Source organism: Pseudomonas sp. BRG-100 (assembly GCF_000737955.1).
Classification (GTDB): Bacteria; Pseudomonadota; Gammaproteobacteria; order Pseudomonadales; family Pseudomonadaceae; genus Aquipseudomonas; species Aquipseudomonas synxantha_A.
The window spans coordinates 3,409,342-3,425,407 of record NZ_JPRX01000001.1; the positions used below are offsets into that span (position 1 = coordinate 3,409,342).

Annotated in this window: 13 protein-coding genes; 3 read left to right on the forward strand and 10 right to left on the reverse strand. The window is 61.9% G+C overall.

Going from position 1 to position 16,066, the window contains the following annotated elements:
• The 10 genes from JH25_RS12365 to tssA all read right to left on the reverse strand — a co-directional run bounded on the left by JH25_RS12365 (position 1) and on the right by tssA (position 12,406).
• Complete coding sequence (locus tag JH25_RS12365; protein WP_032878688.1) at positions 1-435, reverse strand: DcrB-related protein; 435 nt, start codon at positions 433-435, stop codon at positions 1-3.
• Between the two features lie 15 nt (positions 436-450).
• Positions 451-2,397 carry a type VI secretion system Vgr family protein gene (locus JH25_RS12360; RefSeq protein ID WP_032878689.1) on the reverse strand — a complete coding sequence of 649 codons (1,947 nt, stop codon included), beginning with the start codon at positions 2,395-2,397 and terminating at the stop codon, positions 451-453.
• 156 nt (positions 2,398-2,553) lie between these two features.
• Entirely contained in the window at positions 2,554-5,217 is a 2,664-nt protein-coding gene (gene tssH, locus JH25_RS12355; RefSeq protein WP_032878690.1) for a type VI secretion system ATPase TssH, read from the reverse strand.
• A complete protein-coding gene (gene tssG / locus JH25_RS12350) occupies positions 5,210-6,253 on the reverse strand; it encodes a type VI secretion system baseplate subunit TssG (RefSeq protein ID WP_032878691.1) in 1,044 nt (347 codons plus the stop codon). The genes tssH and tssG overlap by 8 nt, the downstream gene beginning before the upstream one ends.
• Entirely contained in the window at positions 6,217-8,076 is a 1,860-nt protein-coding gene (tssF, locus tag JH25_RS12345) for a type VI secretion system baseplate subunit TssF (RefSeq protein WP_032878692.1), read from the reverse strand. The genes tssG and tssF overlap by 37 nt, the downstream gene beginning before the upstream one ends.
• Positions 8,073-8,588 carry a type VI secretion system baseplate subunit TssE gene (tssE, locus tag JH25_RS12340; RefSeq protein WP_005792513.1) on the reverse strand — a complete coding sequence of 172 codons (516 nt, stop codon included), beginning with the start codon at positions 8,586-8,588 and terminating at the stop codon, positions 8,073-8,075. The genes tssF and tssE overlap by 4 nt, the downstream gene beginning before the upstream one ends.
• A 78-nt stretch (positions 8,589-8,666) precedes the next feature.
• A complete protein-coding gene (locus JH25_RS12335) occupies positions 8,667-9,155 on the reverse strand; it encodes an Hcp family type VI secretion system effector (RefSeq protein WP_005792512.1) in 489 nt (162 codons plus the stop codon).
• 171 nt (positions 9,156-9,326) lie between these two features.
• Positions 9,327-10,823 carry a type VI secretion system contractile sheath large subunit gene (gene tssC, locus JH25_RS12330; protein WP_005792511.1) on the reverse strand — a complete coding sequence of 499 codons (1,497 nt, stop codon included), beginning with the start codon at positions 10,821-10,823 and terminating at the stop codon, positions 9,327-9,329.
• A gap of 2 nt (positions 10,824-10,825) precedes the next feature.
• Positions 10,826-11,332 carry a type VI secretion system contractile sheath small subunit gene (gene tssB / locus JH25_RS12325; protein WP_003195557.1) on the reverse strand — a complete coding sequence of 169 codons (507 nt, stop codon included), beginning with the start codon at positions 11,330-11,332 and terminating at the stop codon, positions 10,826-10,828.
• 54 nt (positions 11,333-11,386) lie between these two features.
• The gene (gene tssA / locus JH25_RS12320) at positions 11,387-12,406 is read right to left on the reverse strand and encodes a type VI secretion system protein TssA (RefSeq protein ID WP_032878693.1); all 1,020 of its coding nucleotides are present in this window, start codon (positions 12,404-12,406) and stop codon (positions 11,387-11,389) included.
• 393 nt (positions 12,407-12,799) lie between these two features.
• Between tssA and tagH the strand changes: the two genes are divergently transcribed.
• From tagH to tssK, 3 genes are read left to right on the forward strand one after another with little or no spacing between them, the layout of a single operon-like run.
• On the forward strand, positions 12,800-14,146 hold the full coding sequence (gene tagH / locus JH25_RS12315; RefSeq protein WP_032878694.1) for a type VI secretion system-associated FHA domain protein TagH: 1,347 nt from the start codon (positions 12,800-12,802) through the stop codon (positions 14,144-14,146).
• A 56-nt stretch (positions 14,147-14,202) separates the two neighbouring features.
• Positions 14,203-14,712 carry a type VI secretion system lipoprotein TssJ gene (tssJ, locus tag JH25_RS12310; RefSeq protein ID WP_005792508.1) on the forward strand — a complete coding sequence of 170 codons (510 nt, stop codon included), beginning with the start codon at positions 14,203-14,205 and terminating at the stop codon, positions 14,710-14,712.
• Between the two features lie 18 nt (positions 14,713-14,730).
• A complete protein-coding gene (tssK, locus tag JH25_RS12305) occupies positions 14,731-16,065 on the forward strand; it encodes a type VI secretion system baseplate subunit TssK (protein ID WP_032878696.1) in 1,335 nt (444 codons plus the stop codon).
• The last annotated feature ends 1 nt before the right edge of the window (position 16,066 follow it).

Sequence of the window (16,066 nt, forward strand, 5' to 3'; positions counted from 1 at the left end):
TCAGGGCGTAGCAGTAAAATTGAGCGTGTTTTTCAGCGTTGCCCAATGAGCCGCCTCGGCAGGGCCCAGGGGCTGGGTCTTGACGTAGCTCAGTGCAATCAGTTGGCGGGTGCCGGGTATCTGCATTGCCAGCTGATATTGGTAAATGTTGTCGCTGCCTTTGTTGAAACGGTTCTGTACTTCAAAGGCGTCGATGTCCTGCGTCGGACCGACCTTGACCGCTTGTGCAGGGGAATAGCGCAGATCCTTGACCTGCTGCTCGAGTTTTTTCAGCTGGCCTTCGAAATTGCTTTGCAGGCTCTCGCCGTCCGCCAACGGGCTGCGGCTCACCACTAGGGTGGTGCCCAGCTTGGCGAACTTGAGGATATTGATCGAGGTGTCCTGTACCTCGGCATCGGGCAGGGTGAATTGGGCTTCGTTGATCAGGTAATTCATGGTGAAGAAGTCTCGTTATTGACCAGCGCCGGGCTTGCCGGGGAATTTTGATTCGACGGCGGACTTGATCGTGTCTTGCACGCCCTGGGCGCCGGGCGATGTGCCCTTGTCACTGCCCAGGTTGATGTCCAGTTTGCCCTTTGTCTGGATCTTGCTGCTGCCGGTGGAAAACAGGTTGAACGAGCCGCAGGTCAGGTTGATATCCCCGCCTGCCTTGAGCTCGATCACACTGTCGCCGCACACCAGGCGAATACTCTCGCCGGCCTCGATGGTGTAGTGCGTGGCGGCGCTGTCGGACTTGGCGCCACCCACGATCACCGTGTCGTTGTTGCGCACAACCCGCAGACGATTGCTGCCGATGGTCACCGTCTCGTTATGGCCAATACTCTTGTTGCGGTCATGCCCCACCGAGTGGCTTTCATCCACCTCCACCACGATGTCCTGATTGCGCTCGGCATGGATATACAACTGCTCCAGACCCTTCTTGTCCTCCATGCGGATTTCATTGAAGTTGGCCGGCGTGCCGCCTTTGCTGGAGCGGCTTTTCATGCCGCTCTGGGTGGCGTTTTCCGGTAGGTCGTAAGGCACAGTCTGCTCGGCGTTGTACACCCGCCCGGTGATGATCGGGCGGTCCGGATCGCCTTCAAGGAAGCTGACGATCACTTCCTGGCCGATTCGTGGAATCTGCATCGAGCCCCAGTTCTTGCCGGCCCAGGATTGCGACACACGGATCCAGCACGAGCTGTTCTCGTTGGATTGGTCGTGGCGGTCCCAGTAGAAATGCACCTTCACGCGGCCGTACTGGTCGGTCCAGATTTCCTCGCCTTTGGGGCCCACCACCAATGCAGTCTGCGGGCCTTTGACGATAGGGCGATGGGTGTTGGCCAGTGGGCGGAAACTCTGTTGGGCGTCGATGCAGGTCAGGCTGCTTTCGAATTGCGCCGAACCGGAGCCGCCGCCGCTCTCCAGGCTTTCCTGGACGATGTAGTAGCGACAGCCGACGATCAGGTATTCGCGGTTCTGATCCTGACGACTGAAGCCGGTGAGGCTGAACAGGTGGCCCGACCCCAGGCCACGCGCATTGCCGGCGAACTCGATCTGCTCGTGCAGGGTTTGCAGGGCTTCGATGCGGGTACGTGCGTAGTGTTCGCCGTCGGCGCTTTGCACGTAGGTGCCGGGGTAGTCGTACAGCGGATAGTCGCCGCCGGTGTGTGGGCGCGGCATGGCCGAGCGCACGTCGATGCTCGCGCTGGGGCGTTGGAAGTCGTAGTCGTTGAGCTCCAGCGAACCCGGCTGCACCTCCTGCGCCAAGTGCCAGTTGTGCATATGGTCGCGTTCGCGTTGCTGCTCGTCCTTGGGGTAGTAGGGGATCGACCCGTAGCCCGGCACCGTGGTGTGGGCGCCATAGGCGTCGGCCAGCACCAGTACGTGGCGATCCTGTTCATGGCGAAAGAAGTAGTAGATGCCTTCTTGTTCCATCAGGCGGCTGACGAAATCGAAGCTGGTCTCGCGGTACTGCACGCAGTATTCCCACTCGCGATACGGTCGGCTCAGGGCGTCTTCGAAATCGGAAAAACCCAGGTCGCGGAACACCTGCTTGATGATCTGCGGGATGCTCAGGTTCTGGAAAATCCGGCAATCGGAGGTGCGGCTGAGCAACCACAGCCATGGGCGCAGGGTGACCTGGTAACTGGCGAACTGACCCTGGTCGATGTTCTGGCTGCAACGCGCGACGATGCCGTGAAAGTGCCGCTCGCCACCGTCCGCCAGTTGCAGGCCCACGCTCATGGGCTTGCCGAGCAACTGGTTGAGGTCGATGTTGGCGTCCAGGGACGTCAGTTGCAGCTCATAGTTGAACAGCCTTCCTAACTCTTCACCGCCGCCCATTTCGTTGAGCAACAGCACATCCGGCCCGAGAGGGCTGGTGATCTTGGCCAGGCGTGAGGCTTGGTTGAATAGCATCGGTTAACCCGTAAGTGTCGTAATAACTGAAGAAACCGAATCCAATGTGGGAGCTGGCTTGCCTGCGATAGCAATTGAACATTCAACATTGATGTTGACTGATACACCGCTATCGCAGGCAAGCCAGCTCCCACATTTTGACCGTGTCCCGTCAGGTCAATCTGCGTCGCTGAAGTCGTAGTGCAATTCATTATCCCGGCTGCTGATCCGCACCCCCGCCAGCGCCTTGCCTTCCAACATGCGCGTGAGGAACTCACGGCTCATGTCCGGCAGCAGGCTGTTGGTGAGGATAGTGTCGATCATGCGCCCACCGCTTTCGGTTTCAGTGCAGCGCGAGACGATCAAATCGACCACCGCATCGTCGTAGTCAAAGGCGACTTTGTGGGTGTTCTCCACGCGCTTCTTGATGCGGTTCAGTTGCAGGCGCGTGATCGCCTTGAGCATCTCGTCGCTCAGCGGGTAGTAGGGAATGGTCACCAAACGTCCCAGCAGCGCCGGTGGGAAAATCTCCAGCAACGGCTGGCGCAGGGCCTTGGCGATTTCTTCCGGCTCGGGAATGTTCGCCGGGTCCTTGCAGACGTGGGAGATCAGCTCGGTACCGGCGTTGGTAGTCAGCAGGATCAGGGTATTCTTGAAGTCGATCACTCGGCCTTCGCCGTCTTCCATCACGCCCTTGTCGAACACCTGGAAGAAGATCTCGTGCACGTCCGGGTGAGCTTTTTCCACCTCGTCCAACAGCACCACGCTGTAGGGCTTGCGCCGCACCGCTTCGGTCAGCACGCCGCCTTCGCCGTAGCCGATATAGCCCGGTGGCGCGCCCTTGAGGGTGGACACGGTGTGGGCTTCCTGGAACTCGCTCATGTTGATGGTGATGACGTTCTGCTCGCCGCCGTACATGGCTTCGGCCAGTGCCAGGGCGGTTTCGGTCTTGCCCACACCCGAGGTGCCGGCCAGCATGAACACGCCAATCGGCTTGCTCGGGTTGTCGAGGCCGGCGCGGGAAGTCTGGATGCGCTTGGCGATCATCTGCAGGGCGTGGTCCTGGCCGATGATGCGTTTTTTCAGGTGCTGGTCGAGGTTGAGCACGGTCTCCAGTTCGTTGCGCGCCATGCGGCCCACCGGGATGCCGGTCCAGTCGGCGACCACCGAGGCCACGGCCTGGTAATCCACGGTCGGCAGGATCAGCGGGGTTTCGCCTTGCAGGGCGGTGAGGCGTTGTTGCAGGTCGACCAATTGCGCACGCAACGCATCGTTGCCACTGTCCACCACACCGGCTTTTTCGCGCAGGGTTGCACGGGTAGCCAGCAATTCATCTACCAAGGCTTTTTCTTCACCCCAACGACTTTCCAGCGTGGCCAGACGCTCACGCTCGGCGGTCAGCAGCGCTTCGCTATTGGTTTGACGCGCACCAATGGCAATGCCGATCGCATGCTCACGGGCGATGATTTGCAACTCGGTTTCCAGGGCCTCGATACGGCGACGGCTGTCGTCCACTTCGGCGGGCACCGCGTGCAGGCTGATGGCGACACGGGCGCAGGCAGTGTCCAGCAGGCTAACGGACTTGTCCGGTAACTGGCGCGCCGGGATGTAGCGGTGCGACAGCTTCACCGAGGCTTCCAGGGCTTCATCGAGGATCTGCACCTGGTGGTGTTTTTCCATGGTCGAGGCCACGCCGCGCATCATCAGCAGCGCCTTGTCTTCCGACGGCTCGGCAACCTGTACCACCTGGAAGCGGCGGGTCAGCGCCGGGTCTTTTTCGATGTGCTTCTTGTACTCGGCCCAGGTGGTGGCGGCCACGGTACGCAAGGTGCCACGGGCGAGGGCGGGCTTGAGCAGGTTGGCCGCGTCGCCAGTGCCTGCCGCACCACCGGCACCCACCAGGGTATGGGCTTCGTCGATAAACAGGATGATCGGCTTGGGCGAAGCCTGCACGTCTTCAATGACCTGGCGCAGGCGCTGTTCGAACTCGCCCTTCATGCTGGCGCCGGCTTGCAGCAGGCCCACGTCGAGGCTACGCAGTTCCACGTCTTTCAAGGCGGGCGGCACATCACCGGCGACGATGCGCAGGGCGAAACCTTCGACCACGGCGGTCTTGCCCACCCCGGCCTCACCGGTGAGGATCGGGTTGTTCTGGCGCCGACGCATGAGGATGTCTACCAGTTGGCGAATCTCTTCGTCACGGCCGACGATAGGGTCGAGCTTGCCGCTGCGGGCCTGTTCGGTCAGGTCAACGGTGAAGCGCTTGAGCGCTTCCTGCTTGCCCATCGCACTCGGCGCCATCGCACCGCTGGCTTCACCCGGCACTGCTCCAGCATTGAAACCATCGCTGGCGCTCAAGGCATTTTCCGGCGAGTCGCCGACATACTCGTCAAAGCGCTCGCTCAAGGCTTCGGCCTTGATTTTGTCGAATTCGGCGGACAAGCCCAGCAGCGCGTGGCGCAGGCTCGGCGTTTTCAGAATGCCCAGCACCAGGTAACCGGTGCGCACCTGGCTTTCGCCAAACATCAGGCTGCCGTACACCCAGCCACGTTCCACCGCTTCCTCCACGTGGGAGGACAGGTCGGTGATGGAGGTCGAGCCGCGTGGCAGGCGGTCCAGGGCCTCGGTAAGGTCACGGGCCAGGCGCGCCGGTTCCAGGTTGAACTGGCGGATGATGCGGTGCAGGTCCGAGTCCTGCAATTGCAGCAACTGGTGAAACCAGTGGGCCAGCTCCACATACGGATTGCCCCGCAACTTGCAGAACACGGTGGCGGCTTCGATGGCCTTGTAGGCCACGCTGTTGAGTTTGCCGAACAGTGCGGCGCGACTGATTTCACCCATGCTCTGGATTCCTTGAGGTGGTGGCGTGGTCGGCGTAATGCCGGGCCAGGATTAGGTCGTTGGCGTCATGCGCAGGTTGGCCGAGCCAGGTATTGAAACCCAGGCGGAACTGGCCGTTGAGTTGCAGTGCCGGAACTTCGGGTTGTTGCAAAACCAGGTTCAGGTCCCAGTCCAGTTCATGGCCCAGGTACTCGGCCACCCAGGCCACCAGTTCGTTGAACGGTTGATGACCAGGCAGCATCCCCATGTAGTCGTCCAGCTTGAGTGGGCCCAGGCGAATGCGGAATTTATGCTGGCGGTCCCACACAAAGCGGCCCAGGCAAAAGTCCACGCCCAACTGGTTGGCGCTCACACCGACGCGGCTGCGCTCGGGCAATTCCAGCCATTGGCCGACGTATTCCTCGATCGCTACCGGCAGGCCGAAATACTCGCCGAGGATCGCCTTCAAACCGTCCGGGTAGCGGGTTTGCGCCGACAGGTGGCCGCTGTAGTGCAGCTTGGCGGTATCGGCAATCAACCCCTGATTGAGCAGGCTCGGCATACCCCGCCCACTCAGGGCGGCGAGGCGTGCGGACCAGTAGTCATCGTCCGGCCGGTCGTGGCTGACCGTCGGACGTGCCTCGGCCCAGGCTCGGTAGAACAGCGTCAGCAAGCGATGGTGGAACACATCCAGGAACTGCTTGCTGGTGCTGTCGGCGTTATTGCGCTGACGCTCGCGCACGTACTCGGTGATATGCAGCGGCAGCGGGCCGTTGGGGCCGCCGAGACCGAAGAAGAACTGCTCCAGGCGCGCCGGCTTGCCGTCGCCGCCGGGGTCGACCGACGCCAGCGTGGCCGGCGCGAAGGAGCAATCGGCCTGTTGCCCGAGGCGCAACGGGTCATCCGCCAGGCGCAGGGAATGGCCCAGGCGCGGCAGGTCCGGCGATTCGCACTCGATACGTCGCAGCGCCTGGAAGAAGTCATATTCCCAGGGCTCCTGATGCATCGCATCCAGGGTACTCACAGGGTCGGACGCCGTCCGGGCTTGGCTTTCCATCGCATGATCTCGCCGCGTTCGGTGGTACGGATCACCGTTTCGGTAAAGCTGTTGATCGACACATAACGTGCCAGGAAGCGCTCCAGCACCGCACCGAGTAGAAACACACCGGTGCCGCGAAACGCGTTTTCATCGAATTGCAGGGTGATTTCCAGGCCCCGGCCAAATACGATCGGGCCAGGCATCGGCAGGCGCCGGGTCACCGCCTTGCTGCTGACTTCGCGCAAGCCTTCGATCTGCAATTGCAGGGCGGCGTCGTTGCTGTCGCCGTACAGGCGCAATAACTCACGCAGGGCGCCGGCACCCTGGCCCTGTTCGCTCAAAGACAGGTAATTGAGCGACAGCTGGCTGATCAGGCGCCAGGCCTTGGCATCGTGGGCATGGCTGGCGCGTGGGCGGCTGGGGCCTGCGACGCAACGCACAGAAAGCACCGGGGCGCTGTCGGCCAGGGTGAAATCGGTCTTGCCATTGCCCACGCTCATGAACAGCGGCAAGTCGCGGTTGGTGCACAGCGCCGTGACGCCCAACTGGCGCAAGTCATGGCCGTAGGGCGCCTGGCGGCTGTCCACCAGGCTGACGAAGGTTTCGCTGCCCACGTAGGTGGAGCGCGGACCGTTGCGGCGCTGGTCGCTGGACAGCACGCGTGGCTCGCGGCGCACCGTGTAGTAAGCCTGGTCACGGCCATAACGCGACGGATCACGCACTGCATAGAAGGGTAAAAACGGCTGCTCCGGCCCGGTGCCGTGGCCGGTGATGCCGCTCAACGAGTGAATCTCGAAATCCATCGGCCGCGTGCGGTCGGCGATCACGTGGTGTTCGTTGACCCGGTCAGACAAGTGGATGCGGTCTACACGTTTTGGGAACAGGTTGATCGCGGGGGTGCAGAAGGGCAAAAACTGCGCTGCGCCAACGCTGCCTTCCAGGCTCGGTTCGTGGCGGTCGAACAGCACGATCAGTTCCAGCTCCTGGCCGTCGCAACGCTTGACCGCCCGGCCCAGCTCGGCGAACTCGACGAACAGGAAGCGGTGGGGCAGGGCGAAGTATTCCTGCAACAACCGGTAGCCCTGGAACGCCCGCGCCACTACCGGCATCGCCGCGTCGGCATCGTCAAACCCACGGGAGCGCAACGCGTCTTGGGGCAAACGCTCAACCCAATCGCCGCCGGGTTGGCGTGCAAACACCGCGCAGGCATTGCCCAGCAGTTGTTCGTAGAGGCGGAATGGCTGCTCGTCGGCACCACTGAGGTACAGCGGCAGGTTATCCAGCTCAAGGCTGCTGAACGGCAATTCGGCGCCGGTGCGCAAGGTCAGGCGCAACCCCGCCTTGGCCTTCGGCTCACTGGCGGCCAGGCGACCGAGCACGGCGGCGGGGTTGCCGAAGTATTCGGCGTGACTGACCTGCAAGGGCCACAGCGTCACCGGATGTGCGGTGCGGTACTCGCAGCAGGTCTGGGTTTCGCGGCCCAGGGCGGCGCGCAGTACCGTGTCGCGGGGCAGGGGGAAACCGCTGGCCAGGGAGCCTTCATCCGGGTCGGTCTGCAATTGCACTACGGTCATCGACGGGGTGGGCGCCAGGTAGTGCGGGTAGGCGATTTCCAGCAGGTTGTGGGTGAAGGTCGGGTACTCGGCGTCGAGCTTGAGCTGCACCCGGGCCGTGAGGTAGGCAAAGCCTTCAAGCAAGCGTTCGACGTAGGGGTCGGCGCAGTCCATACCGGACAGGGTCAGCCGACTGGCGATTTTCGGGTATTCCTTGGCGAACTCGGCGGCGCTTTCGCGCACGTGGTGCAGTTCCTGGTTGTACAGCTCCAGCAGGCGCGGATTCATGGGCGTCTCCGCTGGTCGGCATTGACCACGCGTACGTGGCCGGACTCCAGGTCCAGGTCGGTTTGCAGCAGCAGGCGCAACGGCACTGGCTGCGCCCACAGGTCACCTTCGATCTCGAAACTCAGGGCGTTGTGGTTCATCTCGCCATGGCCGACACGGGCTTTGACCCGCAGGGTGTGGCGCAGGATGCGTGGCTCGAAGGTGGCGATGGCCTGGTAGATCAGGGCTTCCAGGGCCTTGATGTCGACGCTGGAAACGCTGTTGCCCGCCAGTGCCGGCAGGCCGTAATTGACCACCGAGGTACCGGCCGGGGTGTGCAGCGTCGCATCGGCATCAAGTAACGAGGTGGTGTTGAGCAGCCACGCCAGGTCACGCAGTACCGAGGCTTTCAATTGGGTCAGGGATAGCACGCGTTTGTCGGCGCTTTCCTTGGGATTGGTCGGGTCGTCGTCGGTCAGCCGGTCCAGCAGGGACGGTTGCAGACGGTCGCGGGAAGCGATTTCAGTTACCACCAAAGCAGCTCCACGGACGGGTTGCGAGAGGGACAAGATGCCTGTGGCCGTGGCGCGGGGTCACGGCCACAGGGGCTATCAGCGCTTGGTGTTGGAACGGATGTTCCAGCCAAACTTGATCGCGCCGCCGTCTTTGGTGCCGTCGGCTTTCTGCGGCTGGTAGTCGACCATCACTTGGGCGAAGTTCAGGGTCACGTTCTCGGTCAGGCGATCATCGGTGCCCGAGCCGCCGGTGCTCAGGGAGGTGACCAGCACTTCTTCCAGGTTGATCACCATGTACTCGACCTGGCTTTCGCCACCGGCCTTGCGCACGGTCAGCTTGACCTTGTCGATGTGCTTGCCGCTGGCGCAGTGCATCATCAGGTTGGGCGAAGCCTTGTCGACGTACTTGGTCAGCGACAGGTCCTGGATATTCACCTTGCCCGCACCGCCGCCACCGCCAACGTGCATGTTGCCGGACTGGGCCATGCCCCAGCTCCAGTTCAATACGTCGATTTCGTCCTTGTGGGCCTTGTCCATGGACTCGCCCTTGATGTCGCCGATCTTGATGAAAATATCAACAGCCATGTTTTCTCCCTGTGTGGTCTCAGCCACGATATTGGGTTACCGCCAATGGGGCAGTGCTTTTCTGGGGGGCTGGCTTGCCTGCGATAGCATCACCGCGGTCTGGCTGGCAGACCGCGTCGCCTGCATCGCGGGCAAGCCCGGCTCCCACAGAAGAACCGGTTCAACAGTTACTTATGCGCTCTTGGCAGAAGGCAGCTTCGATACCAGTCGCAACGACACCGTCAGCCCTTCAAGCTGGTAGTGCGGGCGCAGGTAGAACTTGGAGTTGTAATACCCCGGGTTGCCTTCGACTTCTTCCACGATCACTTCGGCAGCCGCCAATGGGTGCTGGGCCTTGGTGGTTTCGGTGGAGTGCGCAGGGTCGCCGTCGACGTAGTTGAGGATCCAGTCCTGCAACCAGCGCTGCATCTCGTCCTTCTCTTTGAAGGAGCCGACCTTGTCGCGCACGATGCACTTCAAGTAGTGGGCGAAACGGCAGGTGGCGAACAGGTACGGCAGGCGCGCGGCCAGGTTGGCGTTGGCGGTGGCGTCTGGGTCGTCGTATTCGGCCGGTTTCTGCAACGACTGTGCGCCGATGAACGCGGCAAAGTCGGTGTTTTTCTTGTGCAGCAGCGGCATGAAACCGTTCTTCGCCAGTTCCGCTTCACGGCGGTCGCTGATAGCGATTTCGGTCGGGCACTTCATGTCCACACCACCGTCATCGGTAGGGAAGGTGTGGGCCGGCAGGTTTTCCACTTCACCGCCAGACTCGATACCACGGATGCGCGAGCACCAGCCGTAGTGCTTGAACGAACGGTTGATGTTCACCGCCATCGCGTAGGCGGCGTTGGCCCAGGTGTACTTGGAGCTGTCGGCGCCGTCGGTGTTTTCTTCGAAGGCGAAGGCTTCCACTGGGTCGGTCTTGGCGCCATACGGCAGGCGCGCCAGGAAGCGCGGCATGGTCAGGCCGATGTAGCGCGAGTCTTCCGATTCACGCAGCGAGCGCCAGCCGGCGTATTCCGGGGTGGTGAAAATCTTGGTCAGGTCGCGTGGGTTCGACAGTTCCTGCCAGGAGCCCATGCCCATCACGGTTGGCGATGCGGCCGCGATGAACGGCGAGTGCATGGCGGCGCAGACTTTCGACAGCTCGCCCAGCAGTTCCACGTCGGGTGGCGACTGGTCGAAGTAGTAATCGCCCACCAGGCAGCCGTAGGGTTCGCCGCCGAACTGGCCGTATTCTTCTTCGTACATCTTCTTGAAGATCGGGCTCTGGTCCCACGCGGTGCCCTTGAATTTCTTCAGGGTCTTGTGCAGCTCCGGCTTGGAAATGTTGAGCACGCGAATCTTCAGTTGCTCATCGCTCTCGGTGTTGTTGACCAGATAGTGCAGGCCACGCCAGGCGCTTTCCAACTGTTGGAAATCCTGGTGGTGGATGATCTGGTTGACTTGGGCAGTGAGCTTGGCGTCGATGGCGGCGATGATCGATTCGATCGACTTGATCGCATCGTTGGACACCAAGTCGGTTTGCGCCAGGGCTTGTTCAGCCAGGGTGCGCACCGCGGTTTCCACGGCTTCGCGGGCACGCTCGGTCTTGGGTTTGAATTCTTGCAGCAGCAGGTTGGCGAACTCGCTGGCTTCTTCGGTGGCACCCAGGATCTGGCTGCCTTCGCGGGCGGTATTGTCAGTCATGATTACTGCTCCCCTGCAGGCTTGGGCGCGCTGGCAAGTGCCTGAAGCAGTGCCGGGTCCTTGATCGCCTTCATGATGATTTCTTCAGCGCCGGTCTTGCCGTCCATGTAGGTCAGCAGGTTGGCCAACTGAGTGCGGGCTTCGAGCAACTGGTTCAGCGAGTCAACCTTGCGCGCCACGGCGGCCGGGCTGAAGTCGTCCATGCTTTCGAAGGTGATATCCAGGCTCAGGTTGCCTTCGCCGGTCAGCTCGTTGGGTACGTGGAACGCCACGCGTGGCTGCATGGCCTTGAGGCGTGAGTCGAAGTTGTCGACGTCCACTTCAAGGAACTTGCGGTCGGCCACGGGTGCCAGCGGCTCGGCGGGCTTGCCGGCGAGGTCGGCCATCACACCCATTACGAAGGGCAGCTGGACCTTTTTCTCGGCGCCGTAGAGCTCGACGTCGTACTCGATCTGCACTCGAGGCGCACGGTTGCGCGCGATGAATTTCTGAGAACTTTGCTTCGCCACGTTGCTGCTCCTGGTCGCTTGAGCGACGGTGTTGTTACTGCACGGTCCGGCGGCTTACTCGCTGTCCGGGCCGCGCAGGTTTTCAAATTGGGACATGCCGTCGGGAATCAGATTGCGCACGATGGCCGCGAAGTCGGCGTGCACCAGATTTTTCGCTCGGTTCAACAACACCGGCAGCGGGCTCGAAGGCTCGTGTCGGGTGTAGTACGCAAGGATCTTGTCGAGGCTGCGCAACACGTCATCGCGAGTAGCGATGTCGCCCGTCGGGCGAGGGGCTGCGGGCGCAGCGGCGAAATCGACCGAGGGGGCATTGTCTTCACTGACGGCCTCGGGTTCGCTGCTGCTGTCGGTGCCGGGCACCGCTTGATTGAGTATTTGCAGGGCCTGCTTGAGCGGCTGCTTCAAGGCGCTGAGGTCCACGCCCTGGGCGGAACCGACCTGGTCATTGACCTGTTGCTCGATGGCTTCGCAGGCCGTACGCGCTGCGATCAACGCATCGCGGGTGGCTTGCAGCAGCTCGGGGTCGCTGTCGAGGAATGCAGCGTTGAGCTGCTGGTTGCCCAGTTGCTCGTCGGCAAAACTCTGCAGGCCACTGGCGTTGAGCGCGGCGCGCAGGCTCACGGGCCCGAAGGTGCGTGAGCGTGTCAGGATGCTTTCGCGCAACAGGCGAATATTGGTGTCGCAGGTCAGGCCGGTCAGGGCGTTGATGCGCACGGTGGGGTCGTTGTCGTCGTCGGCATCCAGGCGTGGATGCACGTCGGCCCAGTATTCGCGCAGCAAGGCGTTGATCAGGACAAGGACTTCAGCCAGCCCGGCCACGCCCTGCAAGGCGAGGGAACTTTGCAGCAGGAAATGAGTGATGCGCAGGTCTTTGCTGCGCTGCAACAGGTCGAGGCTCTGCTGCTGGATGCTGCGCCACTCCGGCGGCTCGGCGGGCAGGATCGAGTCGCCCATGCTGCGTTCGGGCTGGCCCTTGGCATCACGTTCCAATTGCAGAAATTGCGCGTCATATTCCATGTCTTCGCCACAGGGCGAAGTTGCAGAAACGGCGGTGAGCAGCAACGGCACATCCACTGAGTTCGATCTCCTTATCAGCCCGCTGGAAGGCGGGCAACGCATGCATTAGTTGCGCAATGAACTGTGCATGTTTTCTTGGTCATACAATCAGAGTGCCACTACTGCGCCATCACTGATGTTCAAGAAGTTGTGCATTTTTGGTGTAGTAGTTATGCCTTGTCAAGGTAAGCTATTCGCCCTCTGTGACAGATGTGCGGTGTTTAACAACCTGTGCGACTGGCGGGTCGAAAGGCGCGCCCATGGAGGATTTTTGTCATGCAAGCCAGTTAAGATCAGCGATCATGCTGGTAAAAGCAGATTTTGGCGGTCGTTTTCGCGACCGCGGGCAAATCTTCAGGGAAGCGTGGCCCTTTGGGTAGACCGCGCGCGATGCATCAGCAAGGAGGCAAGATGTCGCTGTGTTTGACTATCACTAGTTATCACAAGATTACCCCAGGGCAATGCGCTGAAAAGTCCATGGATCAGGGCAGGATAGCTATTGGTCGCAGTTCGGATAATGACTGGGTATTGCCTGATCCTGAGCGTCTCGTCTCCTCCCAGCATTGCGTTATTCAATACAAAGATGGCCGTTATTACTTAACCGATAACAGCACCAATGGTGTGGAGTTGGTCAAGGCCGGTATTCGTATGCGCCGGGGTAACAGCGAGCCGCTGCAAGATGGCGAGTTGATCCGCATCGGCGATTACGAAATCCAGGCGCGCATCGACTTCAACGTGCAAGCCGTCGACAGCCAACCGTTTGCCGGTGAGTCGCCAAACAGCTTCGAAGCGCTGATGGGCGCTGTGGCGAGTCCGCCTGCGCCTACGCCGATGATCGCACCGCAATTCCACGGCGCCTCGTCGATGGAAACCCTGCCAGACCTGTTCGACTTCCTCAGCCCCACCGCCGTGCCGCCGCCCACTGTGGCGGACCATGTGCCATCCGAACAACACGATTTCCGCCCGCCGGCTCCGGTTGCTGTACCGGTAGTCGAGAAACCGGTGGTGCAAGGCGCTGTCATTCCTGAAGACTGGGACCTGTTTGGCGACGCGCCTGCGCCCGCGCCGGTCGCCAATGCCGCGCCTGCACCGACGCCGATTGCCCCAGCACCGATTGCTCCGCCGCCTGTGGTCGAGCCGGTTGCACTTGCCGTGGCCGACACTGCGCAACCTAGCGACCTCTTGCAAGCCTTCCTGCGTGGCGCCGGTCTCGACCAGTTGCGGCTGGACCAGGCCGACGCCAGCGCCCAGATGGAAAGCATCGGCCGCAGCTACCGGCTGATGGTCGAGGGCCTGATCGACGTATTGCGCGCCCGGGCCAGCCTCAAGGGCGAGTTCCGTATGCAGCAGACGATGATCCGCCCCGCTGAAAACAACCCGTTGAAATTCGCCCCGAATGCCGACGAAGCGTTACTGCTGCTGCTTCGTCATGGCAACCAGGCGTTTATGGCGCCGGACATCGCGGTACGGGACAGTTTCGATGACCTGCGCGCCCACCAGTTGGCCGTGATGGCTGGCGTGGAAGCGGCGATCAAACACCTGCTCGCGCGCTTTGAACCGGCGCAGTTGGAGGAACGCATGGGCAAGCCCGGTGGCCTTTCGAGCATTTTCAACGGCTCGCGCCAGGCCCAGTACTGGCAGCAGTTTACCGAGCTCTACAGCAACATTTCGCGCGAGGCCCAGGAGGATTTCCAGGACCTGTTCGGTCGCGAATTCAGCCGGGCCTACGAAGAGCACAGCGCACGACAGCGACGCTAAAGCGCGTCGCACTTATGGATAAAACGGATAGCTAAACACGTCATTGAGGACGCAGGATGATTCCCAGGTTTTTACTCGCAGCCGCTACCGCGCTGCTGCTGACCGCGTGTGCAAACGACGCGGCCAAACCCGAAGCGGCTGCCGACACGCAAGCCAACAGCGCCGCCGTCGAGTTGCATTTCCACGCGATCGCCGGGCTCAACCCCGGCGCCAATGGCCAGGCTGCGCCGGTGCGGGTGCGTATTTTCGAACTGAAAAACGCCGCGACCTTTTCCCGCTCCGATTACTTCGCCCTGGCTGACCGTGCGCAATCCACCCTCGGCCTCGACCTGCTGGACCAGGATGAAGTGGTGGTGCAACCCGGCCAGCAACTGAGCATTCAGCGCGACCTCAACCCGGCCACGCGCCAGATCGGCGTGCTGGTGGGCTATCGCGAGTTGGACCGCGCGCAATGGCGCGCCGTGATCAACGTAGCGCCGCGCCAATCCAGCGAATACCAGATCAGCCTCGATGTGCGTGCCGTGCGCGCCGACGTCGTGGTTTCCCCCTCCAGCCCAGCCCAATAACAAGCAATCGGAGCCCCCATGTCCTGGAACAATCGCGTGGTCTGGTCGGAAGGCATGTTCATCGCAACGCAGCACTTCCAGCAGCATGACCGTTACCTGGAAAACCTGATCGACGCGCGCAGCCGTCCGTTGTCGGCAGGGGCCTGGGGTTTTTCCGAGTTGCTGATCGACCAGGGCCTGCTGGCCCAGGGCAAGCTGGCGATCGTATCGGCCCGCGGCCTGTTGCCCGATGGCACGCCCTTCAATATCCCCCAGGATGACCTGGCGCCGAGCCCGTTGAGTATCGACGACAACCTGCGCGACGGCTTGGTGTACCTGGCCCTGCCGCTCAAGCGTGCCGGTGCGCGTGACACGGTTGAGGAAGGCGAAGCCCTGGAAGCTGCGCGTTATGTCAGCCAGGTGCGTGAAGTGCGCGATGACAACGCGCCGTTCGAAAACCGCGCCCCGGTAGCCGTGGGGTCGCGGGCATTGCGCCTGCTGACGGCGCAGGACGGCATCAGCGACTATGCCGCCATTGGCCTGGTACGCATCAAGGAAAAACGCGCCGACCGTGCACTGGTGCTCGACGACACCTACATCCCGCCGGTGCTGAATGTGACCGCAAGCAAACCGCTGACTGCGTTTCGCAGTGAACTGCTCGGCCTGCTGCACCAGCGTGGCGAAGCCCTGGCGGGGCGCGTGGTGGCCTCCGGCGCTGGCGGCGCTTCGGAGATTGCCGACTTCATGCTCCTGCAGCTGGTCAATCGCGCCCAGCCGCTGATCCAGCATTTGAGCCAGTTGAGCCCGCTGCACCCGGAGCGCTTCTTCAGCGAACTGGTGAGCCTGGCCGGTGAGTTTTCGACCTTCTCCACTTCAGGTCGCCGCCCGCAGGAATACCAGCAATACCAGCACGATGACTTGGCGCTGAGCTTCACTCCGGTGATGGCGGCCCTGCGTGAAGCGCTGTCGATGCTGATCGACAGCAAGGCCACGCCGATCCCGATTGTGGAGAAGGCCTACGGTATCCACGTGGCGATGCTGGCCGACAAGACCCTGCTCGACAACGCCAGTTTCATCCTCGTGGTGCGTGCCGATGTGCCCGGCGAAACCCTGCGCGCACGCTTTGGCCAGCAGAGCAAAGTCGGTTCGGTGGAGCACATTCGCGACATGGTCAACCTGCAACTGCCAGGCATTGGCTTGCTGCCGTTACCGGTGGCGCCGCGCCAATTGCCGTACCACGCCGGTAGTACCTACTACGAGCTGGACCGAGGCAGCGAGCACTGGCAGCAGTTGAGCAATTCCGGCGGCTTTGCCTTCCATATCGCCGGGCAGTTCCCGGGTTTGAACCTGGCCTTCTGGGCGATCCGAGGATAAT